The organism is Providencia sp. PROV188, from assembly GCF_027595165.1.
GTDB classification, from domain to species: Bacteria; Pseudomonadota; Gammaproteobacteria; order Enterobacterales; family Enterobacteriaceae; genus Providencia; species Providencia lanzhouensis.
The window spans coordinates 2116573-2140398 of the sequence record NZ_CP097291.1; the positions used below are offsets into that span (position 1 = coordinate 2116573).

The 23826-nt window shown below is 41.6% G+C and carries 30 protein-coding genes and 2 pseudogenes; 2 read left to right on the plus strand and 30 right to left on the minus strand.

The window, feature by feature from the left end:
* Position 1: 1 nt before the first annotated feature.
* The 21 genes and pseudogenes from M5X66_RS09620 to M5X66_RS09720 all read right to left on the minus strand — a co-directional run bounded on the left by M5X66_RS09620 (position 2) and on the right by M5X66_RS09720 (position 16356).
* A complete protein-coding gene (locus M5X66_RS09620) occupies positions 2-2953 on the minus strand; it encodes a phage tail tape measure protein (protein ID WP_270103467.1) in 2952 nt (983 codons plus the stop codon).
* Positions 2954-3178: 225 nt separating this feature from the next.
* Positions 3179-3523: a phage tail protein gene (locus M5X66_RS09625; protein WP_195848867.1), complete on the minus strand. Its 345-nt coding sequence runs from the start codon at positions 3521-3523 to the stop codon at positions 3179-3181.
* A complete protein-coding gene (locus M5X66_RS09630; protein ID WP_270103468.1) occupies positions 3523-3987 on the minus strand; it encodes a phage tail protein in 465 nt (154 codons plus the stop codon). The genes M5X66_RS09625 and M5X66_RS09630 overlap by 1 nt, the downstream gene beginning before the upstream one ends.
* Positions 3988-4009: 22 nt before the next feature.
* The gene (locus tag M5X66_RS09635; protein WP_270103469.1) at positions 4010-4423 is read right to left on the minus strand and encodes an HK97-gp10 family putative phage morphogenesis protein; all 414 of its coding nucleotides are present in this window, start codon (positions 4421-4423) and stop codon (positions 4010-4012) included.
* A complete protein-coding gene (locus tag M5X66_RS09640) occupies positions 4420-4809 on the minus strand; it encodes a hypothetical protein (protein WP_270103470.1) in 390 nt (129 codons plus the stop codon). The genes M5X66_RS09635 and M5X66_RS09640 overlap by 4 nt, the downstream gene beginning before the upstream one ends.
* Positions 4796-5122, minus strand: coding sequence for a phage head closure protein (locus M5X66_RS09645; RefSeq protein WP_036975537.1), 327 nt, complete (start codon positions 5120-5122; stop codon positions 4796-4798). The genes M5X66_RS09640 and M5X66_RS09645 overlap by 14 nt, the downstream gene beginning before the upstream one ends.
* An 8-nt stretch (positions 5123-5130) precedes the next feature.
* On the minus strand, positions 5131-5433 hold the full coding sequence (locus M5X66_RS09650) for a head-tail connector protein (RefSeq protein WP_270103471.1): 303 nt from the start codon (positions 5431-5433) through the stop codon (positions 5131-5133).
* A gap of 38 nt (positions 5434-5471) precedes the next feature.
* A pseudogene (locus M5X66_RS09655) lies at positions 5472-6064 on the minus strand (Rha family transcriptional regulator).
* Between the two features lie 145 nt (positions 6065-6209).
* On the minus strand, positions 6210-7418 hold the full coding sequence (locus M5X66_RS09660; protein WP_270103472.1) for a phage major capsid protein: 1209 nt from the start codon (positions 7416-7418) through the stop codon (positions 6210-6212).
* Between the two features lie 11 nt (positions 7419-7429).
* On the minus strand, positions 7430-8074 hold the full coding sequence (locus M5X66_RS09665) for an HK97 family phage prohead protease (RefSeq protein ID WP_442959377.1): 645 nt from the start codon (positions 8072-8074) through the stop codon (positions 7430-7432).
* The gene (locus M5X66_RS09670; protein ID WP_270103474.1) at positions 8052-9281 is read right to left on the minus strand and encodes a phage portal protein; all 1230 of its coding nucleotides are present in this window, start codon (positions 9279-9281) and stop codon (positions 8052-8054) included. Before M5X66_RS09670 ends, M5X66_RS09665 begins: the two co-directional genes overlap by 23 nt.
* A 2-nt stretch (positions 9282-9283) precedes the next feature.
* The gene (locus tag M5X66_RS09675; protein WP_036975522.1) at positions 9284-9460 is read right to left on the minus strand and encodes a hypothetical protein; all 177 of its coding nucleotides are present in this window, start codon (positions 9458-9460) and stop codon (positions 9284-9286) included.
* A gap of 9 nt (positions 9461-9469) precedes the next feature.
* A complete protein-coding gene (locus M5X66_RS09680) occupies positions 9470-11200 on the minus strand; it encodes a terminase large subunit (RefSeq protein WP_270103475.1) in 1731 nt (576 codons plus the stop codon).
* 3 nt (positions 11201-11203) lie between these two features.
* Positions 11204-11677, minus strand: coding sequence for a phage terminase small subunit P27 family (locus M5X66_RS09685; protein WP_006658959.1), 474 nt, complete (start codon positions 11675-11677; stop codon positions 11204-11206).
* 155 nt (positions 11678-11832) lie between these two features.
* Positions 11833-12186, minus strand: a complete 354-nt coding sequence (locus tag M5X66_RS09690) for an HNH endonuclease (protein WP_154638943.1) — start codon at positions 12184-12186, stop codon at positions 11833-11835.
* 1 nt (position 12187) lies between these two features.
* Entirely contained in the window at positions 12188-12460 is a 273-nt protein-coding gene (locus tag M5X66_RS09695; protein WP_154638944.1) for a hypothetical protein, read from the minus strand.
* Positions 12461-14090: 1630 nt separating this feature from the next.
* Positions 14091-14267 carry a hypothetical protein gene (locus M5X66_RS09700; protein ID WP_195848879.1) on the minus strand — a complete coding sequence of 59 codons (177 nt, stop codon included), beginning with the start codon at positions 14265-14267 and terminating at the stop codon, positions 14091-14093.
* Between the two features lie 9 nt (positions 14268-14276).
* Positions 14277-14708, minus strand: coding sequence for a lysis protein (locus M5X66_RS09705; protein ID WP_154638951.1), 432 nt, complete (start codon positions 14706-14708; stop codon positions 14277-14279).
* Positions 14709-14766: 58 nt separating this feature from the next.
* A complete protein-coding gene (locus tag M5X66_RS09710) occupies positions 14767-15327 on the minus strand; it encodes a lysozyme (RefSeq protein ID WP_270103476.1) in 561 nt (186 codons plus the stop codon).
* Positions 15308-15511 carry a phage holin family protein gene (locus M5X66_RS09715; protein WP_006658966.1) on the minus strand — a complete coding sequence of 68 codons (204 nt, stop codon included), beginning with the start codon at positions 15509-15511 and terminating at the stop codon, positions 15308-15310. The genes M5X66_RS09710 and M5X66_RS09715 overlap by 20 nt, the downstream gene beginning before the upstream one ends.
* 266 nt (positions 15512-15777) lie before the next feature.
* Positions 15778-16356 carry a hypothetical protein gene (locus M5X66_RS09720; protein WP_270103477.1) on the minus strand — a complete coding sequence of 193 codons (579 nt, stop codon included), beginning with the start codon at positions 16354-16356 and terminating at the stop codon, positions 15778-15780.
* A gap of 183 nt (positions 16357-16539) precedes the next feature.
* Here M5X66_RS09720 and M5X66_RS09725 point away from each other — a divergent pair, with 183 nt between their 5' ends.
* Positions 16540-17442: a hypothetical protein gene (locus M5X66_RS09725; protein ID WP_270103478.1), complete on the plus strand. Its 903-nt coding sequence runs from the start codon at positions 16540-16542 to the stop codon at positions 17440-17442.
* Positions 17443-18100: 658 nt separating this feature from the next.
* On the opposite strand, the gene M5X66_RS09730 is transcribed toward M5X66_RS09725, so the two are convergent.
* The 8 genes and pseudogenes from M5X66_RS09730 to M5X66_RS09765 all read right to left on the minus strand — a co-directional run bounded on the left by M5X66_RS09730 (position 18101) and on the right by M5X66_RS09765 (position 22064).
* A complete protein-coding gene (locus tag M5X66_RS09730; protein WP_270103479.1) occupies positions 18101-18496 on the minus strand; it encodes an antiterminator Q family protein in 396 nt (131 codons plus the stop codon).
* 32 nt (positions 18497-18528) lie between these two features.
* Positions 18529-18873 (minus strand): annotated as a pseudogene (locus M5X66_RS09735) (DUF968 domain-containing protein); the annotation flags it as partial.
* 208 nt (positions 18874-19081) lie between these two features.
* Positions 19082-19459, minus strand: coding sequence for a RusA family crossover junction endodeoxyribonuclease (locus M5X66_RS09740; RefSeq protein ID WP_006658976.1), 378 nt, complete (start codon positions 19457-19459; stop codon positions 19082-19084).
* Positions 19456-19782, minus strand: coding sequence for a hypothetical protein (locus M5X66_RS18730; protein ID WP_270103481.1), 327 nt, complete (start codon positions 19780-19782; stop codon positions 19456-19458). The genes M5X66_RS09740 and M5X66_RS18730 overlap by 4 nt, the downstream gene beginning before the upstream one ends.
* Positions 19779-20828 carry a helix-turn-helix domain-containing protein gene (locus tag M5X66_RS09750; protein WP_270103482.1) on the minus strand — a complete coding sequence of 350 codons (1050 nt, stop codon included), beginning with the start codon at positions 20826-20828 and terminating at the stop codon, positions 19779-19781. The genes M5X66_RS18730 and M5X66_RS09750 overlap by 4 nt, the downstream gene beginning before the upstream one ends.
* Before the next feature lie 9 nt (positions 20829-20837).
* Complete coding sequence (locus M5X66_RS09755) at positions 20838-21017, minus strand: DUF4222 domain-containing protein (protein WP_270103483.1); 180 nt, start codon at positions 21015-21017, stop codon at positions 20838-20840.
* A gap of 284 nt (positions 21018-21301) precedes the next feature.
* On the minus strand, positions 21302-21760 hold the full coding sequence (locus M5X66_RS09760) for a YmfL family putative regulatory protein (protein WP_270103484.1): 459 nt from the start codon (positions 21758-21760) through the stop codon (positions 21302-21304).
* Between the two features lie 67 nt (positions 21761-21827).
* Positions 21828-22064, minus strand: coding sequence for a transcriptional regulator (locus M5X66_RS09765; RefSeq protein ID WP_112860224.1), 237 nt, complete (start codon positions 22062-22064; stop codon positions 21828-21830).
* A gap of 124 nt (positions 22065-22188) precedes the next feature.
* Between M5X66_RS09765 and M5X66_RS09770 the strand changes: the two genes are divergently transcribed.
* Complete coding sequence (locus M5X66_RS09770; protein WP_224050318.1) at positions 22189-22875, plus strand: XRE family transcriptional regulator; 687 nt, start codon at positions 22189-22191, stop codon at positions 22873-22875.
* Here M5X66_RS09770 and M5X66_RS09775 read toward each other — a convergent pair.
* Positions 22861-23745, minus strand: coding sequence for a BRCT domain-containing protein (locus M5X66_RS09775; protein ID WP_270103485.1), 885 nt, complete (start codon positions 23743-23745; stop codon positions 22861-22863). The genes M5X66_RS09770 and M5X66_RS09775 overlap by 15 nt on opposite strands.
* Positions 23746-23826 lie beyond the last annotated feature (81 nt).

A 23826-nucleotide genomic window follows, 5' to 3' on the forward strand; every position in this document is an offset into this window, starting at 1 on the left:
ATTACCTCTCAAGGGATCCTCGGATTTTTCCTCTCGTCATAAAATCACGCTGTATTTTAGCTAAAGCGTCATCTGAACCTTGCTTTGCCCCCATCTTTGCAGCTTCTTGCATTGCATCATAAAGAGCCTGATCACCATTGCCAGTAACGTGGAATGTTTGATGAATAATAATACTTGGCGCGGCTGATTGTGCTTGCTCCAACCCTAGAACCCTAACGCCTAGCGAACCATCCCTTCCGCGAGTTAATGGCATAATCGCCTCTGGTCCAGCCTCCCCCATTAACCCCATCCCAGGAACGCCACCCTTAGCAAAAGGAAATAACGTTGGAGATTTCACAATACTATTACGATGGGCGCTTAACCCAGGAGACTCATAAGTATTACCTTTGGCATTTGGTGTGGCTTTTAGTCCCATTGCATCACCAAAAGTGGTACCAGTAAAACCTGCTTTTAGAGCATTGAAGATCATCATCTGGAAGATCATTTTAGTAATTTCAGTCACTACTGATTGGGCAAAATCGGCAAAGTTTAATTTCCCTGTCGCAACGAAGTTAGCCAGCATACCTGACATGTCACTGAGGGCTGAATTACTAATAGATCGCATTTGGTCATAAACGTTTTCAGCTGTATTGCCAAAATCTTGCACACCTCTAGCCATTCCTTTGTAAGCATCCTTCTGATCTATAGATTTATCTTTCGACGATTGACGAACAATTTCTAACTGCTTTTGCTCTTCTTGAAGTAAAAATGCCGTTTGGTCAGCATAGAGTTGAGATTTTTTATCTGAAACTTCCTTGTCCAATTGATAGCGTCTTTGCCTGAAGTCATCTTGAATACGCTGCTCTTCAAGCATTAAATCATAAGCATTTTGACTCATCGTCATTTGCAAGATTTGATTTGTTGCATCTTGACTAATTTTTGACGTTTTTTGCATAACCTCAAAATTTTGGTCATCAAATTTCTTTCGCAACTCCTTAAATTTAATTTCTTTTTCTAACTCAGCGTTTTTTAATAACTGTGTGCGGATCTCAACATGGTGTGATTGGATGCTTTTTTGTCGAGCATTTAAATGCTGCCCTTGCAATCCAATTAATTCTTGCTCAAAGGAAGCAAGCTTACGCTCTGATGCAGTAAGACCTTCAGTTTCTTCCAATTGGGCTCGTAGTGCGGCACCTTGTTGCAAAAGCTGTTCTATACGCTGCTTTCCTTCATCAACAATAGGGTTACCGCCAGTTTTCTTTGGCGCAGCAAATAACTTATCCAGTCCCTTTATGGCTTGCTGATATTCATTTGCGGAAATAGTGCCCTTATCCAGCATATCCTTGAATTGCTTCTGCCTTTCATAGCGTTCCTTTTGTTGATCAACGCCAGCTGAAAATGCAGCATTAAAATTAACCTGTAGCTTCAAGCTTTCTGTTAATTTTTTTTGTTGTTCAATTTGTTGTTTTTGCTGCTCTTCTTGCTCTTGCTTTAGCTTGTCTGTTAATAAATTCTTTGTTGCTACATACATACCAAGAAATGGGTCTTTACCACCCATATCTAGATTGCGGATTGTCATTTGCAATCCAGCATAAGCTTTATCTAGCTCCCTAATTCTAGTTTCGTGATTTTTTGCAAATGCATTAGTTTTTTCATGATATTCACTCTCAGCAGCTATTGCTGCTAATCTTGCTGCATTAGCTGCTTCATATTTTTTACCTTCCCTATCAAGTCTTGCTATTCTTTCTATCACTTGCGCATCAATGATATGCCCTGCATCGATTGCCTTTTGCAATCCCTCGACAGGGCGATCACCTAAAGCAACTAATCTGGATACTAGGTCATCGACACTACCACCTGACTTTTCCATCTGAACACCAAGCTCTGAAACTTGATGAAGCAAATCCCCAGAAAAACCCGCACTAGCGGCTGCAGTGACAGACTTGTAAGCTTCTGCGGTTCCTCCAAGTTCATTCGCTAGATTTCGTAAATCATAGGCGGTTGTTATCAGCCCTAGCCCGCCTTTTTGCAGTGCCGCATTGAAGGCTTTTTGACGCTCTTCGGCTTGCTGATACTGAGAGTATAAATAAGTAAAAGCACCCGCTGACGCCATAATGCTAATACCAACAGCGCCACCCATCATACCCCATGCACTTTTAAACAAACTGGCACTATTCGCCGCTGCACGCTGTGAGAAGGTTAGTTCTTTGCTGGCATCGGATAATTGAACTGTAGCAGCTGCTAGATTTTTCTTACCATCAAGCTCGCTTTTATCAGCTAAAATAATGGCATTAGACGCGCTCTGCATTCGCTTCTTGGCATCGGCTTCGGCAATATTTGCCTCACTGATAATGCGTGCGTTTTTAGCATGATCCTCCGCGTAGCTGACTGAAATACCATGCTGCTTGTTCACTTCAACTTGTCGCTCTAAATACTCATCGAGCGCAAAAGCTTGCTCTCTGCGGGCAATGGCTTCGTCACGCATCTTTGCTGCAAGATTGATTTTTTCTTGGGCGCTTTTTCTATCCGCTTGAGCCCCTTCGATTTGAGCGCGAGATAAATTAATAGCCTCTCTCGCGGCTTCTTGTGCGACTCGCTGCTGTTCTACTAAAGAAAATTTGACACTGTTGACGTTCTCTAATGAGCGTTCCAGTGCAGGAATAAAACCACCAATTAAACTACTGGTCGCTACCGATGAACCCGCAGAAACACTAGTCAGCGCATTTCTTAGTTGAGCAAATCCAAGTTGTGAATGTCGCGCCAATTGTCCAGAAGCAGATAAATCAGCACCCGCCTTTCTGGCACTGGCTGACACTGCTAATAATCTTTCCGCTGTGTTACCCGCATCTTTCGTTGCTGCTTGTGCGAATTTTTGGGATTCCTTGCGCGCTGAATCATACGCATCAAAGACTTGTGATTTAAAAGAGGCTGCGTTGAGGTGTAACGCAACCGCTAAACTTGCAACGTCAGCCATTTAGGATCCTCATGACATTATTACACTGCTCTTCCACACTTGATGGAAGCGGTGTTTGGGTTATTGAAGGGTGTTCGCCTTGCTCCGGCTCCGGATCAGGCTCATGAGAGAAAAAAGCCTGCCAGTGAGTGATAATATCCGCAGGCAATTGTGCTATTTTGCGTGGATCTGGCTCACCCCATCTGTCAGCCAGTTGGAAAATCAACTTAAGATAAGGTGAGTTGGTTAGTTTTTTTGGGCTTCCTCAACAGAGCCATAACTGTATTTTTGTACGAATGCCATCGCAGAAAGTAGTGTTGGCGTATCGTGTACCGTCACTAATTCATCTGCTGTAGGCAACTCATCTTCAGGAATTGGATTGCCTTTTTCATCGCAAATCGCTTTTAAAATCAACTTAGCACCTGCCTTACTGGCATCTGAACTAAATCCGGTTTTTTGAGCTTCCTGAAGGTCATGCTCATATTCATCAAGCTCAGCAATTGTTAGCCGGCGTAGAAATACTTTGGTACCTAAAATTGAATGTTCTTCAATGTGGGGTGTAGGTTTAAGAAGAGATGACTTCAGAGACATTATTCTGTACCTCCGGCAGTGGCAACGCCCCATTTGATGTTATTTTGCTTACCTTTTACAGTAATTTGGATAACCTCATTCGCAGGTGCTTCAAGGCTATTCATTTCCCAGCCAGATAATGCCAAAATCATGGTTGCTGTACGTTTGTTTGGTAGCTCAAGGTAAAACTGCACGACTTCACGGGCATTCGCAGCGTTCAAAAATGCAGCAAAATCCGCATTCTCTGGATCATCGATAAACCCAAGTGATTTTTCAGGTCCATCCGGTAAATCAGAGATTGATTGTTTGTTTTTATCGATAAGCGTAGTGCAATCAACAAACCCGCCAGTTAGCCCCGTTGCGCCTGTTGCTTTACAATTTTCCAGAGCTTTCATCTGTTCAACGGTATCACCCGGCTTACCAAATTTAACGATAGTGCCGGCAGGTAGCATTGCATATTCAGAGGATGATTTTTTATCAGCCATATTGATGACTCCAATAGTTTAATTAACGATATTTTTCGATGCTTGCACGTATTTCCGATGCAAGTATGTTGAGAATAAATTGACGGTTATAATCCAACGCGGGTCGGATGAATGGATTTGGTATCTGTTTGACAGTGCCAAATTCTTGCGCCTTCGCCTTCATATAATGCGCTTTAGTTGGACCTACTCTTACTGTCATGACAGAGAGTGTTTTGTTATCCTTCATTCGGCTTGTGGTGGTAATTTTGATGCTGTCTCTCATGTGCTCAGCTTCGCTTGTCGCATCATAACCAGCATGCTTTTTCATATCGTCTAACACGGGTGTCATTGCCTCTCGCCCAGCTTGCCTTAACACCTTTGTGGTAATTTCTTCTCCTAGTTTATTTAGCTCATACTCCAGGTCTTTTAACCCCTTCACTTCGACCGTCATTCTCATGTGGCGCCCTCTGGATAAGTAAGAACAAAATCACGCATCACTCTGAAAATAACGCGCTTATCTGTCTGCTCCTCTCGTGACTGCATGAAAGCCCCGCGCTGAACGGTTTGTACTGGATATGAACCGATATGACCGTGCGTAATGCTTTCCCAAGTTTTAAGCACTAAGGCTTCTAGCTTCAATGCTTTGGCATAGTCATTGGGGATCTGAAAGGTAATTTGAAAACGCGATTGAACAAGGGAGGTTTTAGCGAGTCCGGTAAGCGCTTTAGGGTCGCTGATGCGCTGATAAATAACCCCTTCCAACACATCGGATGGAAGCCCTAAAGGATATGCCTTTAATCCTGTTAGTCGCTCCAAATCGGCTTTAATGTCAGTTTCTATCATGCTGATTGTCAGCCTCCGTCGTTATGATTAGTCGGTCTGACTGGTTTCTATCAACAGCGCGAACCGTGAAGTTGCGATTTTGATAAGTGATGATCCACCCGATATTAACGTCGCTGCGTGGTCGAATAGTGAATTGGTACGTTTCGATAACCTGCTGCTGATCGGCTGTGCGTATTTTTCGGTTAGACATCGCCTCCGCTTTTGCCCATACCTCTTTGACTTTCACCACACTAGATTTGGGGACACCTAACTCATCCCTCACTTCCTCGATGCGCGATAACCAAATCCGCTTATTGAGTTCGCCCGCTTTCATATCACCCCCTAAATATTGATATAGCGATATGGCTCCAATAGCGCTTTAAATCCGGCAGACATACCCGTTGTTTCTCTATTTTCATAGAAATGACCCACCGCCAGCATAATCGCCAGCTCAATATCCTCCGAGATCTGCAAACCATCTGGATCGGATTCAGGAACATCACCGTCATAAAGCATTCTGTTGATGTAGTTTTCTGCCCGCTTCTTAGCCGCCTGCATATACGTGATCAGCAAGCCATCTTCTGTTGCATTGTCATCGTCAATCCGACATTGCGCTTTTAACTTCTCCAATGTGGGCAATGGCATGAAGCCTCCAATAAAAAAAAGGCCGCTGAGCGACCTATTCATTTTTGTTCACTGGCAAATGAAATGCACAATTGCCGCTTTTGCTCTAGTTTGCTTATTCTTGATAGTAACTGTGGCTTTTTTACTCTTCCCCATCGATTTAATAACCGACCAGACATACTAGCTACATCCTTTTCTTTCATATACTCAAGCATTACAGCGTTACTTTCAGCCTCAAGGGAATTATTTAGTTCGCTAAGTTTCCCTTTCATCCAGTTGAATGCATTGATGTACGCCTCTTTTATCTGACCAGCTTTAGATCCGCTGAATCCCATTACCAGCATAACGAACCCGCTAAAATCCATAACATAGTATTTTTGTTTTTTATCAAAAATACCTAACTCATTGATTTTCTCGGAAACGAAAAAATGCGCAGCCCTGAATTCATCTGAGCAATGACACTTCGCCAAGGCTCGGAGGACATCAGCATGACGTCTATTGAACACCTCAGCTATTTTAAATGTATCAGTTACCGGTTCTCCATCTTTTGCAGAAATCATTGCGCGGAGGTCTAAATCTGTATGAGTCACTAATTTAGTTGACATGATACTGTCCTTACTTAGAAATGAACCTTTGCCACATAGGAGATCAGCCCATCGAAGCAGTATCAGCTATAACTGATCTCCTCAAAAGCTCATTCCTAAATAACGGTTCGATGTTTAAAAATGGTGCGTATGTGGTACGCAAAAGAGAGGCACAAAAAGGCGGCAATTAAGCCGCCATGGATAATATTGTGATTATTTCGCTGCAGCTGCTTTCAATACTTTCACTGCATTACTATCAACCATCATAGAACCAACACGCTTGGTCGTGTAGAAATGTACAAACGGCTTGTTGGTGTATGGGTCACGCAGCATACGGACACCCATGCGATCCAGAATGGTGTAGCAACGCTTGAAGTTACCAAATGCAATTGGTGTTGATTCAGCAACAACATCAGAAAATTGCTCATTTTCAGCGATGCCATAACCCAGTAATGCTGAAGGCTGCCCTAATTGCAGGCCCGGTTGCCACAAATAATTTCCTTGCGCATCTTTCAACGTACGAACTTGGAACAGGGTATTGTTGTTCATCATGAACTTGGCACCTGAGCGATAGACCTTGCGCATGGTATAAATCAGCTTCATGATTTCATCAGCAGTGACTTCCGTTGGCTTTTTCAATAACAGATGCTGTAATTTTCCCCAATCACGATCTTTGTCTGCTTGCTCATCACTGCCATATGCCAATAAGCCTTTTGGCTTTTTGATACCGTCCCCATTGGTGAAAGCAGCTTCTTCTTGCTCGGCGAATTCAATGGCCAAATCACCCGTGATAAACTGCTCAACATCAAAGAACGCATCATCAAGCATCGTTTGTGTTGCCGCTGGATTACCGTAAATCTCGCCCCAAACAGGCTCAATGGACGCCAGTTTTGGGGTTTTAGTTTCAGGTCGCTTATCCACCTCACCCACCCAGCCACTATTCGAGCCCCCCTGATTCACCAAACGTTTAAAGCTAGGTGAACCAACTGTCACGACATTACATTCCTGACGCATGACCACTTCATCGCGAAGCATGCTGATAATATTGCGATCGAGCTCTTCAGGTACGGCAAAACCACCATCGGGGTCTGAGCCAACTTGCATCGCTTTACGCTCTAAATCAGCAAGCCCTTCTTCTTTACCTTTGCGCACAAACTGCTCAAATGCAGTTTTATGCTCAGCAACATCCTTATTTACCGTGCCACCATTTGGGCGCTTAACTGCAGCTAACTCTGCTTCTAAGTTAGTTTTTAACTCATCTAATTCAGTTAATTTTTCGTTCAACGTATCAACTTGACCTGATAACTTACTTTTTTCCGCTTCAATTGCATCGATGCGCTTATCATTCCTTTGGGTGAATTCTTCAAATTTACCTTTCAGTTCCTGCGCAACTTCACTAACGTCTTTATGATCTACAGCCATAATATGTACCTTTATTTAAAAATGGATTTCAATGTGTCGATAGCTTCTTGCTCAGCATCACGCAGAGAAAGCGCATCGTAGCCTTTAGCTATAAATGCCTTGGCTTGTGTTCGCGAAAGCCCAACATCGCGCAGGACTCGCTCAATACTTTTTTGTGTGGGTAATTCGCCACGGGCAAATGCCGATTTCACATCACTCACCCGGGCTTCATCATTTGAGGGAAAAGTCACTAGACTGACTTCCCACAGGTCGATTTCTTTCAATAGAAAGGCATCTTTATTGCGGTCATATTCATAGTCTTTAAGAATGTAACCAATAGAAAGGCCGGATAATGATCCGGCCTTCATGTGAGCATGTGCACGTTTAGATAAAGGGTCGTCATCAATCAGTAATCGCCCTTTGACATAGAGCCCCGTACTATCCTCACGCATTTCGGTATAAATACCGATGGGTTCAGACATGTTGTGCTGCCAAAGCATGGCGGGAAGAGACCCTTTTTCTTGCCACTTATTGAGTGAATTAAGAAAAGCACCGGACATCACAATGTCGGAATAACTGTCTTTCACGCCAAAAACTGAGCCATAGCCTTCAAACTCTCCCGAGTCGCTGACTGACTTAATTTTTAGCGGTACATCAAGCCGTTGCTTTGTCATTATCGGCATCGGTTTTCCCCTCCTGTTTTGAGGATTCTGGCTTTGTGGTCATGTTTAGTGGCATGAGATAGATATCACCACCTTCGCGCGGATTGAGCTCTTCCAGTTCACGGCATTCATTAGGTGAATAGATCCCCCAATTGATACCCGTTGCATAGGCATCAAATCGAGATTTCATGTCCCCACGAAGCAGTGCGCCTGTATTAAATTTGGCGTAGAAAACACCTTGTTTGCTTGGTTTGACTAAACCAATATTGATACGCTGCTCAATACGAATAAGGTAGGGAACCAAGGAGTAATTGATAAAGCCGATCCCGAGGTTTTCAATGTTATTGAATGTCGCCCTATCAGTGTTCTGCACCAAATGCAGTGGAACGCGAAAAATACGGCAAATCTCTTCGAGCTGGAATTTTCGAGTTTCAAGAAACTGAGCATCTTCCGCGGATAAACTGATTTGCTGCCACTTCAGCCCCATTTCTAAAATCATAGGTTTATGGGCATTCGTTAGCCCTTGATGATTCGCTTCAAAATCATTTTTTAACCGGTCAAAAGCAGGGTCTGAAAGTTCCTGATCTGTTTGGAGTACACCACTGGTCACTGCACCGTTACCAAATAGACGGGCGCCATGCTCTTCGGTTGCCAAACCGAGACCAATAGCTTGCTTAGCATAAGCAATAGGGCTTAACCCCGTTAACCCATCTAATGTAAAAATACGAACATGCCAAATTTCATTTTGAGATAGCGTTCGACAGTCCCCATTGGGGAAGGTCACCTTATACTCAGGCTCCCAATTACTGTTTAACTTCGGAGTAACTGAGCTTGGATCCAGTGGTAATAATTCGACGACCTCCCCGAGTGCAAAAACTTTATAAGCGTAGAAATTACCTCTCAAACACAAACAGGCAATTAATAGCTCCCAAAACTCTTGCGGTGTCATGTAATTATTGGGCTTAACGGACAGTAGCTTATTTAATCGCTCTCGTGTCGCTCGCTTATTCCCTCGCTCTAATTGCTCGTATAAAGAACACGGCAGCATTCCCACTGATTCAGCGAGCACCCGAACACAACCAAAAACCCCTGTTAATTGCATGGCAAGTTGCGGGCTTACACGGCGACCAGAATAAGTATTATAAGAAAGACCTATAAGCTCACTCAGTTCATGAGATGTCATCCCCTCACTGGATTTACGAAATAGACCAGGAAAAAACATAGTTACCCCTTACCATTTTTCGGCTGGCCCATCGACTTAGAAACTAAGTAGGACCATAAAAGGCATAACAACCCCGCAGTGATATAGCCAATAGGGGGATAAACCAACCAAGCACCAAACGACAGTAAACAGGCACCCGCAATCCCAACCAATAAGGCTGTAATCGTTAAAAATTTCATTGAATCTCCTTAGAGAGAACGCAACCCGCGAGTCGCTAATACATCGGATAAATTTTGTTGTGGCTCACCACCACCCACCAATTGACGGCTTTTTGCCGTAAACATGGCAACTGGACCATCAATTTTGTTTTCGGGTGTGGATTTGTTGGGGAAGATATTTTCGTTTCTATCCGGTTTTACGGTGACGTTGGACAACATCCAAGCCATCATTGGATTATGATCGTGATGAAACTTACCTGCATACACATCAGCTTGAACGCTTTTCATGGCTTCAGACATGTTTTTAACTGTTTGAGCAACCTCAACTAGCGGAACACCTTCCTCCGCTAGCCGGCGAGAAAACTGAACTGCACTCCATGGGTCAAACCCTAATTCACGGACATCATCCCCCTCACACCACTTCAGGATGTCGTCTTTGATAATGTCATGATCAATCACTTCACCGTCAGTAAATTCCAAGTGACCGGCATCTTCCCATTTCCGGTAAAGCTCTGCGATGTGTTTCGGTGCAGTGTCAATGCGATCCTCTGGTATCCAGAATTTGCACTTAATGTGCGTTTTTCCCTGCCCGTCCTCATACATCTTAATTGCTGCGGCAACGTCAATTTTGCTAGCCAAGTCAACGCCAACCCAAACCGGATAATGCTGTAACTCATCATCAGGGGCGTTAGCTGGGGCAGCCTCCCATTTGCTCATGTCCATCCATACTGACTCAGCATTCACCCACTTATTAAGGTGCTTAGTGAGAAAGTTAGGACGAGCAGCAATTTGCTCTTTCGCCTTCTTGGCCAGACGTCGCATATCATCAAAACGCTTACAGACACCAAGCCCAGGATTAGCTTTTATCCAAACGGATTCATCAAAATCATCGTCGCCATCATCGAGGGTATAAATAATGGCAAAGAAAGTGTCATCATCAACAACACCTGTTAGAACTTTGATTGCGTAATCTCGTAACTCGTAACAGATCCCCTCTTTGTTAAAACCCGATGTTGTGATGGTAAATAAAAGCGACTGCAATCGCGCGCCCGTCGCCGTTTCAAGAACATCCCACACATCGCGAGTCTTATGAGCATGGAGCTCATCGACTATCCCGCAATGAATATTCAAGCCATCGAGGTTATTCGCATCACTGGAAAGTGGTTCAAATTTAGACGCCGTTCGCTCTTGGTAAATCGCTAACTTGTTGTAATCAAATAAGCGACCTAGCGTTGTTTTCGCTTTTTTGACCATATTTTTGGCATCTTCAAACACAATACGTGCCTGATCGCGAGTCGTTGCGGCTGAATAAACCTCAGCACCACCCTCGCCATCAGCCCCAGTCATGTATAAACCGATGCCGCTGGAGAGCGTTGATTTTGCATTCTTACGAGCCACTTCATTAAATGCGGTTCGAAAACGACGAACAAAGATGGCGTCACCATCATCATCAAGAACTTGTTCACCGGTTAATTCATCAATTAACGGGATAACAAACCCGAAAATATTAATCAAGATAAAGACATGCCACGGCATTAAATCAATCGGCTTCCCAGCCAATGCCCCTTTGACATGCGGGATAAAATTGTAAAAGTCGAGTATGTGCTGTGCGCGATCTTCAATGAAATAGATGTCACGCTCAGGACCATGCTCTAAATCATTTAAAAAACGCTGGCACGCTAAGCGCACCAATTCGCACGCAACAATTTCTCCAGCCACGACCTGCTCGGCGTACTGAATTCCATCTGCTACGGTTGCCATTCATCATTTGCGCTTTTTCAGAAATGCTTCTAGTGGATCTTCCTGCTCAGGACCTTTGACACTGACTTTTGTTCTTGCTGAAGGTGTCATGCCAAATTCACTGAGCATAGCTCGGATTCGCTTCCAAACATCGGCTTTCATTGCAGCCGCTGGATGTGCTTTTTTGATAATGTCGCCAGTCATTGACGTAGTGTTGTAGGTATAACCTTCAGTATCGAGCACCTCGCAGTGATGCCGGTACTCAACGTATGCTTCAACTAATAATTCCAGAGCTTTTGCATCGAGCGTGCTCATGACACCCAGTGCATCTAACTCTTCTCCCATTTTCTTGAACCAATACTTACCCCGCTTATCAAAATACTTTGGTGTTTGGGGTACCCCTGACGGCGGTTTTGGTTCTTGTTTATTAATGGGTCGTTTTGATGGGTTCCCCCTCACCAATTGCAGATGTGACGGGGTTTTAGGTGGTCCAGCCATGATAGAAACCTCCTATTAATTAACGCTGGGGATCCCCATAAAAAAGTTTTCTAACCTGCGGCGATATAACAAAAGGTAAGGCGGCGGTACTTTAGGGCGAGAGTGGTAGGGATTTGACCCACCCCTCCCCTCTGTAAGTTATCGCCATATAGCGATTATCTTCTGGTTCGTTCACTTGCCGTCTTGCTTCTATGGCACGACCAGCACAGCGCTTGCAGATTGCTATCATCATCGGTACCGCCATGCGCCTTGGGCTTGATGTGGTCCACTGTCTTGGCTTCGGTTGGTCTACCTGACTTCAGACACTCTTGGCATAGATGCTTATCACGATACAGAACACGAGCGCGTATCTTATCCCACTTGGAACCATAGCCGCGCTCATGGCGACTCTTGCCCTGCTGGTGGCTTTCCCATCCTGCATTCATGTGCTCTTGACAGTAGCCACTACGGTCAGTGGTTGTTTTACTACAGCCATGCTTGCGGCAGGCGCGAGGTATACGAGGAGGCATGTCAGACTACCTTTGCATTATTACGCAAAGCATCAATCGCAGCTTTCTGCGCTACTTTCCGTACTGCATCGGCGATTGCTTTATCTTGGTCTTTAATTATATCTACTGTCCGATTGAGATCTTCTTGAGGCTGGTGGATTTCTATCGCATTTGTTAGTACAGCATCAACCATTAGCCCAGTAATGCGCTTCAGCTGCGCTTCGAGCTTATCCAACCCAGTGGTATCAACTGATACTTTGATACTTAACTCAGTGACTTCTTTTTTATCTGACATAACTTTCTCCACAAATGAAAAAACCACCAATGATTAGCTGGTGGCTATTTAGAATATTGTGCTAATTAAATTTATATGACTCTGGGAAATCGGCTAACCGACCACTATTAAAACCAATATAAAACTCTATCAATGCTACTCAATGAATAGCATTTGTAGAATTAAATAAAATTATGTCTCTCCATAAGTCACGCCGCTTCTTCTCCAATGGCTGACGTTTCCACCGCATGAGCTATCCACACTTGGATTCGTTGTTTTTGATTCTATATATGCGCTATCCGCTTAGAGGTTGCGGGTCTCAGCTAACATATAAGACAGCGACAACGCAGCGCCTCGCTCGCAATTATTCTAGTAGCAGAACGCAATGCTCATCAGAACCTGAATAAGCAATCAGACCTTCATATTGGATTAAGAAATAAATAGTGATACCATCTTATCGCCGGTCAAGGATGACTGGACCTACAATAATTATGAGTTTCTCTTGAATACTCCCCTTTTAATAGAAGGGGATTTTTTTATCACTTCTGAATATATTCATACAACTCTTCACAGAATTGTTCTGTTTGTACGTAGATTTATTACATTAACTTGCTAATTTAAAATTACTTACTATGCTATGCTTTACATGGATATCATATTAAATGTTAATACTGTTCTTTTTAGCCCAAATCTATGTGGGCCATTTTTTTGCCTATTAAAAAGCCCCTAATTGGAAGCTCATATTTTTAATATCCGCTTGAGATTACTACCTTTTTAAGGTTGTGGTCATTCACGATTAACGTATAGTGACGTTACATTCATGAACTATTATTCTCTACTTTGCCCCGATATATGGGGCGTTTCTTTGTTGTTCAATTTCCCGTATTGCTTTTCTTGTAGCTGCGCAGGCTGAAATTCGGACTACTCGTTACAAACCTTGAATAAATGTAACTTTAATTTACCTTTGCTTTCGTTGCATGACTTTTGCATAGGTATATTAAATTCATCCCGATATGCTTGTTCATTGTTAATCCTGTGGAATACACCCCTTTAGGCCCCCCTGTCCGGGGCTATTTTTTTGTCTATTACAAAGCCCACTATTTCGAGGCTTGTTGTTGTTCGATTTCCCATATTGTTTTCTCAAATAAAAAACCACCAATGATTAGCTAATGACTGTTTATATTTTAATTAATATATATTTAATTGATAAAATATTAATCACATTAAGATTACCAGCATTAAATGTAAAAAAATTATTTAATTTTAAATATTTAAATCTATTTAAGTCTCATTGATGTTTAAGGGGATATAGTAATAAACAATTTCTTGTTAATCCTAGTTTGTTTCCATTCTTACGTTCCCAAACGTGTTGCCCAGTTCATCTTCCGTCTGGGCATTTTTTTAGCTCATACTTTATCCTGTATATTTATTAGCACTGAGACCACTTCTTCCACTACAACATTAGCAACATTCTATTTCTTTTTGTTACACACTGAAATCTACAAATTCGTTACTCTATTTTCGAGGTCTTAACGGTAGTAAGAATAATGATAATCAAGCTGTGTACTGGTACTCATTAGCCCGTTAGGTTAGTCTTCCCAACACGGGCTGCTTTTTATCCTTTAAGCTTTAACTTACCGTATTGATTTTATTACCTCTTCACGCAGACAGCTATGCTATTAATTGCTTTAGCCGTTGTGAAATTACTCTCAATAGCTTTTTTAGCCATCTTACAAGTAGCTTCATTTTCAAACTCTTGTGAGCTTATTGATGCGAAGTCTGTTTCCGCAAAAGGAGCTGCGTACATTGCAAAAATTAATACCCACATATAAACCTCTTATCTTTTACATTCAGTAAAGTAATAATCTCTTAAGCCAAGGTATTGCTTTTCCAGTGTTTCAAGTTGCTCTTCGAGATTGAGTATATTTTCTTCAGTGTCTCTCGCCACGGGGGTGGATCTGCTAACATCCACGCTGGAGGTGGAACTGTTTTCGGCGCTTGTGCACTCGGCATTGATGTACACCCGCTTGCGACCAGAGCGAACATCATCGCGAAGCTTATCAATTTCAGCTTTTGCATTTGTGAGTTCCGTTGTGTGTTTAGTATCGAGTTCGTGAAGGGAGTTAATTCGATTTTCGTAATTTTGAATACTATTTGACAGTTCAGAATTTTCTTTTCTTAGTCGCTTATTATCATCGTGAATGTTAACAGCCAACCATCCAGCAATAACGAGCATTAAAAAAAACCAAAACGAGTTATCTATCTTCATAAGTTAACCTGCCGGGCTTTGTTGTAATTGACCGCACTTTGGCAGCGTTTTTCTAAACTTACTTTGTCAGTGCCACCGCAGGTATTGTCATTGAGTGCGTATACGCCAGCTGCCAAACAGACGGGGATTCCGATAATGAAGCATAAGTAAACTCGCCATGGCATACGGCGTTTTCTATCTCTCTGCGTGTTATCAAGCCTTTCCACTCTTTATCCCCTGCGTATGTCCAGCGTTTAAGTTCGTTGCAAGCACCAGCGATATCACCAGCATTCAGTTTCTTCAGCATCGTAGAACGAGCAAAAGCACCTGTTCCTACGTTGTAAGCAAAGGAATAAATAGCGGCTCGGGTGTTATCGTCGATATCAACTTTAATTAAAGGGTCTACACCCTTTCTGACTTTGCTGAGGTCTTTTTCAAGCAAAGCTAAACATTCTGATTCTGTATATGTTTTGGTGAGGATAATGTCAGCACCCGTATGCCCAAAACAAACTGTGGTAACATTCACGACATCTTTATAAGGTTTAGTTTCCATCCCCTCAAAATAAGCAATCATGCTTACAGTCAAAGCAATTAAGCCACCAGCGGCAGCATTCTTGATTTTATTTGGTATTTTTGCCACTAGACTCCCCTTCTCTTAATTTGAATTCTTTCCGCTTGTAGTACCAATTCACCAAAAATGTGGCGACGGTACAGATGATCCCGATGAGCACCGCCCATTGGTCTAACGATAAAGCCCCAGCAGCAGTAGTGATAACTCCAAGAGCATAAGAAAAGGGGCTAGAGTATTTTTCGTGCATACGCATATCCACCCCCTGCGGAGTGTTCCGATGTTTAGTTAATAGAAAGCCACCAGCATTAAAAGCCAGTGAGGATTAATGAAATCAGTTGAAATTTAGGCAATAAAAAAGGCCACCAAAGTGGCCTTTTAAGTAAGAAGGGTAAATAGGGAGCATAAAACCGTAATTGGTATATTGGTATGCACACATTAATTATTATTTAGCTTTAGCGCCCATGTTACATAACACTTTTCATTAGTTTTTAGCTGAATACTAACTTATAGAAAATCAATTCACTTAGCATCCATTAATGGTTTTGCAGCTATCATGAGAACTTTTAAATCCTCTTGAATTTTATCATGCAATACTTCTAATCCCCACCCAATACCCGGAACAGGTCCATTGCCAGTCTTTAAATCTGAAATTTTATTGCTTATTTGAATAACTAGTTGAGTAAATTTAATTTCCGCATCTGAAGCATTAATAAGTAGTAATAATAGATTATACTTACTAAATTCTACTGCCTTTTCATCTGTACTACTTATTAAACTGGGATTCATCGATATCTTACTGGTAAATATTGATGTCTCAGAGATGAATTCCGCTAAAGCAACGCGAAAATCACTAACCCACTTTTCTTTAGTTGCTAGCGTATTTTGATATTCAGCTAGTTTATAATTATTTTTTAATGCATACCAAGCGATAAGAGATGGAATCAGGGCAGACAAGAAAGCCGCTACTACGGTTTCCCATGAAAAAGAGGTACTCACAATAACCGTGGGAATTTTATCTACCGCCACTGTGGTTATGCTATTAACTGATTCCATTATATCCTTAGCATCTAATGAGTAAGGTATTCCTTTCCATTCCATTCCAAAACTCCATGACATAACCAGTTCCAATAAGATATACCACTATATTACATGAGACGTCACATCGAAGAAACTCAGTGATAAATTGTCTGTAACTTCAATCACATTTATGAGGCCCATATTAGATTAAAAATATTTATCATTTATTATGGTAACTTTATATTTAATCAAAGGATCGTCGTTATGACAGAAAGACTTATTCAATACGCCTACTATGACCCTAACTGGTCTCATAGCCATCAAGCAATTTCACTATTAGACAGAACTCAGCGAATAGCTCCTGAAGACTATGAGCACGAAATGAGAGGCCATTTATTCTGCCCTTCTTGCTACACTCCTATATCTATTCGCCCAATCAATACTGAAGTGACTTCAAATGGAAGAAGAAGAGCCTTTTTCCACCTCCCTAGTCATAGTGAAACATATTGCCCACTAAGGAGTATAAGTACTTCTGGTCGGCGATATGCGAGTGAAACTGAGGCTCAAAAAGCAATACAAAATCATCAACTAGCAGTAATTAGCGGATTTATGAATGATGAGCCTGAGAATCAACATATTGAGAATCCTGAATATACTGGTCCAAATGAAAATATTAATGGCCCTGTAATACAAGCACCAATAGGAAGACACAAAGGGGAAAATTATGCTCTTCCAAGTAAAATTAGTACCGTCGCAGGATTATGTAGAAACTTTGACGAGAATTATTATAAATACATATACATAGCAAATAGCGGTCAAGAGTTACCTAAATTATTAAGAGATCTACTTGTCGATATTAATGATATTGAAAGTGAAAGTACTGTTCCAACATTTTACTGGGGTAAAATTTTAAGGATTCAACGATTTTCTAATACTGCACACATATATTTTCGGTTAAATAATCAAGGTCCAACTAGTGATATTAGAATAAAAGTGAACTTACATGAGCTTGGTAGAAAAAATATCACCTCTGAACAACTAGGTCGAATTGTTATTTTCTATGGTCTAATGAAGGAAGTTGGTTCTGGTTACTGGTCAGATGATGTTAAATGGGGGGAATATGCTTTATTACCAGAACGATATGAATATCTTCTAAGTCCCCCATAAAATAGTCTATTACAGCTTGCTAAAAACGTAATAAACACTCTCAACTTTACAAAATAATTTTTAGTCGAATGTCGGTAAGTCAATTTTTAGCAATTCCACTTCTCATGCTGCTTACCGACATGATCAATTTTTCTTATCCAGTTGTTATCCACAAAATCTGTCAGATTTGTACACTTGATAAAATCATACATACACATTATCTTGATGTTGTTCTTAAAGAAAAAAGGCTAGAAAACAAATGCTTTCTAGCCTTTCCCCGGAGCCAACTAAAATTTATGACAAATTTAAATGTTGACTGTATTTCAAATTAGACACTTGTAATACTAAGCATCAATAAGTTCGTTGTAAAGGCTAGCTGGCAAACTTTTACATTTTTAGAGGTTTTAAAATGCTTAAGGCGTTATTAAACAAGAGTATTTTAACAAAGTGCAGACTCGGCTTAAAACTTCGTAGCCTTAGCCTTTCTCTATCTGTTGAACTAAAAGTAAATAACTAGCAATTCCCAAAACCGGAAATAATAATATATTTTCGGTTTTTTTTCCATGTCGACAATTATAACTAATAAACACTCATTCAGGGGCAGTACACTATCCTATAAGCTAGGCTACAAACGTTAACTCTTATCACACTAGCACCCAAAATTCGTAACGAAAAGTATTCAGTTATCAATTGTTGATTTATTTGTCCATTCGTCCATTTCTAAAACCGCGTCAGCCATAATTAAACAGGCATCAATAAAGGTTTCAGCTATCATAAGCTTTTGTCTAATCTTGCCTTCTGAACACTTCATATCCCTTGCTATTGCTGATTTTGATATGTTCTTGATGTAATGTTTTTCTATCAGGTCATATTCATCTTTTTTACCAGCTTTAATTAGCTGTCCAACAGCTGAGTCGATAAGTATGCCATCGTCATCGCAACAAGAAAGTCGCTCACCATTCACATTAGGGAGTAAGCCTTTAAACCCTGCCGCAATCGGTGAATAGCCAACACGGCTTTTACCTTCGGCAGCCCAACCACCCCAGCGCTCTAAAACTAACTGAATATCTCTCATGCAATACTCTCCACTGCGTTCCGCACAACGCATTAACCGAATACGCCTAGACCAATAGAGCGATCTAGAAATTTAAATAACAAAACTAACTGGCTACCGTTTTCTTGTTCCCACCCTTTCGGATCTTTGTGTAACTCGCTGTGGTGAACTCGACATAATGGGATAGTGAACAAGTCATGGGCTTTTGTGCCTATGCCACCCTGCCCGTAGCCGATAATGTGATGAGCATCGTCAGCAGTGGCGCCACAAACACAACACGGCTGTGATTTAACCCATTTCAGATAATCGTTACTAGTCCAGCGCTGGAGCTTAGGAAGCCTCATAAAGCTAGCTGGTGGCTCGGCGTCTACCGTTAAGTTCATTACTGACGTTAATGCTTCAATCTCATTAAACTTGTTGCTGAGGTATTGTTGAGAAAGAGAGATAAGCCCTGATGGTTTATGCTTTAATTCCGCGGGCAAAGTCATCAGCAACATTCTTCCGCTGAATGTATTCATGTGCATACCTGGCTTAAAAATCACAGCACCAATTTCTGGTACCAATATTGGTGTTAGTATCCATTGATAACTCATGCTATTCCCTCATCTACGCAACCACACTTACGCTTTCATGCAAACTGATTGTTATTTCAAAACGACCGCCTTTGACAACTTCACACCACTCCATTTCCACTCTCTTCACTTGGTCATCGTCTTTCCAAATATTGGCATGTGTTAATGCGTCAAACGGTGCTTTTAAATAGTTATCAATGTCTCGCTTGTGATTTGTTGGCGGATACATTTTCACCTTTACAGAAACGGGCTCAGTTATCGCTATCGGTTTACGCTTCAATTGTTCATAAATAGCAACAATGGCACTCCCCCGAAATTTACGTCCCTTTTCACTGATTAGTGTTCTGCCATTCACATTACGCCAGCATGCATTTACACTCGGTGGAAATGGCAATACAAGTGATATGCTCATCCTCTGACCCCAGCCAGTAGTGCATCAAACTTCCGAACTAAAGCGAATAAAGCAGACTCAGCAGCAATCCCGTTTGCACTCGCAGAGGAATCATGAGAACGAAATTTCCCCTCTTTTAGCATTTGCTCACAATTAGCAGATACACGATAAAGCCCGTTCTGATCTTGATAAATCAGTCCATAGTTCAATAAAGATTTGATGATAGCTGTCGCTCCAGCCCGTTTTTTCATGTTGAATTCACTGAAAAGATCATCGCGGCAAAAAGCCCTACCGTTGAAATGTGTTGTGTACTCAATATACCGACGCTTTTGTGCTGAAATCATGCCATCACCTCTTTCGCTGCTTGCTCTGCTGCCTGTTGCCAAATACCCGCCCATGCCTTGCGTCCAACAAAATCACTCATTCGACGCACACCTGATTTACCTGCTAACTCTGCCGCAATTTCTTCGATGCGATTTCGAGGCTTAGAATGTGATCCGATGATGCGAGTGAATGCCTCATCACGCTGAACTTGGTCAATTGAAACCTTTTGCTCACCCGCTAAACGGAGGGTTAAATCATCCCACTGGGTACGTAGCGTTCTTGGGCACTGAACGTTTTTCTTCCAGAACTCATCATGGCTAACGCGTTTGTAGAATTGGCAAATCTCTTTGTGGGTACGACCGTCTTGGCTAACCATCAAGCGAACATCGTTAGCCCACTCTGTGAAATTAGGCTCTTTCGGTTCTTGCAGCCCAAGCTCTTTGAAAACTTCACACTTGCGGCTAAACAGCCATTCAGCACACTTGAGGTCATCCGCAGATCCCCATTTCTGGAAGTTAGGGCTGTAAATCACAGCCTCTGGGTAACGATTTAAAAAATCAATTTTAGGCTTGTCGCTGGATTCGCCAGAATTCTGCGACGAAGAGTTAGTTACTGATGGATCTTGTTTTGAAGTTACTAACGGATCGCCCCCAGATTCTGACGGGTCAAAACGCTTATTTTTGCTCGATTCTGACGGGGCGGATTTTGATGCAACAGATTTTGACGCGTCAGGATTTGACGTATCAGATTCTGCTGGTTGAGGTAATGCGGCTCTCGCTGCTGAAGCTAATTTATTAACATTAAGCTGATAGATATTGCTTGCATTACGGTTGCCTTTGCGACGCTTTTCTCTTGATAACCAACCATCTTTTTCTAAATCTTTGATAGCGGTACGTACTGTGCTTTCACCCGCACCGATTTGACGAGCAATTGTCGGTACCGATGGCCAGCACACGCCCTCATCGTTTGAGAAGTCAGCGAGACGAGCCATGATAGCAACCGAGGTTATCTTCAAACCTGCTGGCGCACAGCCATCCCAAACATAACTTGATAGTTTTACGCTCATAGTTGCTACCTACTCGACTCTTCTGAATTCATCTTTAAATTTGTATAACGGAGCAAAACATTCATGCTCATAGCCTTCTCGCATGTAAATGACCCACATTTTTTCCCGGTCATAACGAACAACACGAGCAGGAATACCGCGCTTGTCGAGATAAATGCGATTGAGATTATTTGGATCTTCATCAGTCATGTGCCTCGCCTTTGCTGTTGAAGTAAAAGTTAGCCCAGTCACTTCTCAACTCAGCGATATCTACCAATTTCTCATTTCTCTGGTAGTTGCCCGACTCATCTGCTGACGTTATGATTTCTACATATTGAAGCGAACCTTGTTTCGAGACTGGTAAGCATCTAAATTGCTTTATTGGTTGAATTTGGCATACACTGTTCATGCTAGTAGTTGCTCCACAAAAGTTGTTATTAGCACCGACGCTCGGGACCGCATATCCTGAGCGTCAACCTTCCTAAAGTTGGTCATTACGCTTTAACCCCATAAACAACAGGTAGTGAATCAATAAAGTGCTTTGCATAAGCAAAAACCTTTTGAGATTTTTTGTTTATCGCAGTGATTTCATCGCCAGTTAAAATGCCATCAGCTATGCTTTCTTGAATTAAAACGGCAAGCGCGCCCTGCATTGCACCTAACTTCATTCGAATATCAAACAGCTCAACCTGATCGAGTTTTTCAGCTTCAATGGGTTCCATCGCTATCATGCCATGGCGATCTAGGTGATACTCCACCAGCAACTTAGTTCCCGACAGTTCTTCTATTGCCTCTAATTCGTCATGCTCAAAGAATCGACAACCATTCTTTTCATACAGCTTATTGTTGAAAGTGGTTTCTGATATCCCCAAAGCCCCCGCCATCGCTGAACGACCACCAGGGAATGCTTTGCACATTTCTTTCACGACTTCTTTTAGTGTTTGTTTGCACATATCTACAATTCCGTTGTTTTGTTTGTAGTTAACTCAGTTAGTTGTTATTTGTAGAATCTCCCCGTTGTTATGGATAGAGATCTGGACGCAATGTATTTCGAGAAACCCCTGATGCCCGTTCAACTATTAGCACTTTGTCTGCCGGCACTCTTTTGTTTCTGTTCAGCCAATTCCAGATTTGTTGCTGCTTTACTGGTTTATTTGAAATGTCACTAATACGTTTTGCTAATTGAGTCTGCCCGCCTGTTGCATCAATTGCCTTTTGCAATCCGATAACGCATAACTCGACAATTGAGTTACCCATAACGCCCCCTTAAGTTGTAAAAACAACTTAAGGTTAATTCAAAATAACAACTTTGACAACTTTTAGATGTTGGAACTCTTAACACTTAAAGTTGTAAAATGTCGAATAAATGGGAGGGATTACAATGTCTATAGCTAAACGGTTGTTAGATGCGCGAATAAAAGCCGGAATGAGCCAAGCAGATCTGGCAGAAAAAGTCGGTGTTAGTCAGCAATCCATTCAAAAGATTGAAGCGGGTCAAACTAATTCTCCTCGTCGAATTGCTGATATTGCGAAGGCTGTTAATGTATCTGCTCAGTGGTTGCAGTTCGGTACCCATGATGGAAACGGGTTAAAAACAGAGTTTGAAGTAAAGGAGTGGGAAGAAATTCCTAGTCATGGCAATGTTGAATTTGTCGATATTCCGGTACTTGATATTGAACTAGCTGCAGGAAGCGGTTCTAGCGCAGAACTTATTGAATTAGAAGAATATACCTACCCATTCAGAAGGGACGAATTACGTAAATATGGCGTTTCTGCAAGTAATGCAAGGATAGTTAAAATAGTTGGAAATAGTCTCTACCCTGTTCTTAATGGTGGTGATTTAGTAGCCGTTGATATCACCAAAAGAGATATCAAAGATGGGGATCTTTATGCAATAAGAGATGGTGTTTTATTGCGCGTTAAGATCTTGATATATCGACCTGATGGCGGACTAATAATACGTAGCTTTAATAGGGACGAATACCCTGATGAGCAGCTACCTAGAAGTGAAGCTGTCACCAGAGTTCATGTTATTGGTAGGGTCTTTTGGTCATCAAGGAGTTGGTAAGAATTTCATTAAAATATCTTCTGTAGTTATTTTAATGCTAGATTTACCGCTATCTCTATCTTCAATAGCCTTTTCAATTTTTCTCCCGTGGCTGGAGTATCTCCAATCGCGGGATGATAGAGCTCCAATTACAAGGTAATCAGCAGATTGTGTCACTCTGTCAATAACTTTACCTCCTGCCTTCTCTATGATTTCTGAAACTAAAGATCTCTTTCCCGTCACGAAATTTCCAGTCAAACAAACTGTTGCACCAATTACATTGAAATTATCAATATCGTCACATGGTAAATGGCATGAGAGTCCATCAACAACCCCGCTATCTAGATCTGTACCAGAGAAATCAACCATGGCTTTATAAAGCAGCTCACTTTCACTTTTCTCTATAATTCCATCCTCTTTAATGGATTTAATTAGTTCATATAAGTGCCTGCCAGGATAATTTCTTTTTAGCATTCCATTCTGAGTAAGCCACCAATCAAGGTAATTAATCTCATCAATACCCAACTTCCTATCCGCAACTATTCCTTTGCACAAGCCATTAAGTAGATTGATATCTGACTCTTTTGAGTACAAATCAATATTTGGCATATCCATTATTGACCGCTGAACCTCTAGTAAAACTCCCTTCAATTCTTCTCTTTCATCTGCCGTGATCACCCCATCATCCAGAACTCTTGCTATTCTTTCCTGTAAAAGCACTACAAATGGGTTGTCTGAAATTTGCTCCGAGTCAGAAAGCCATGTGGTTATGTAAATAATTTCAGAATCTGATAGCTCATTGTCTGACAAAACGCCATCGATAATAGAAATTAGGTTCGCAAATAGCTTGTCTCTATTCTGCTTATAGTTAAAAGCCGGGTTAATATTCATAGTCTCTCCTATTTTCTCTATCCTTTAATTTTCTTTAACTTAAATCAAACAACATAAAGTTGTTGACTTCCATTTTAAATA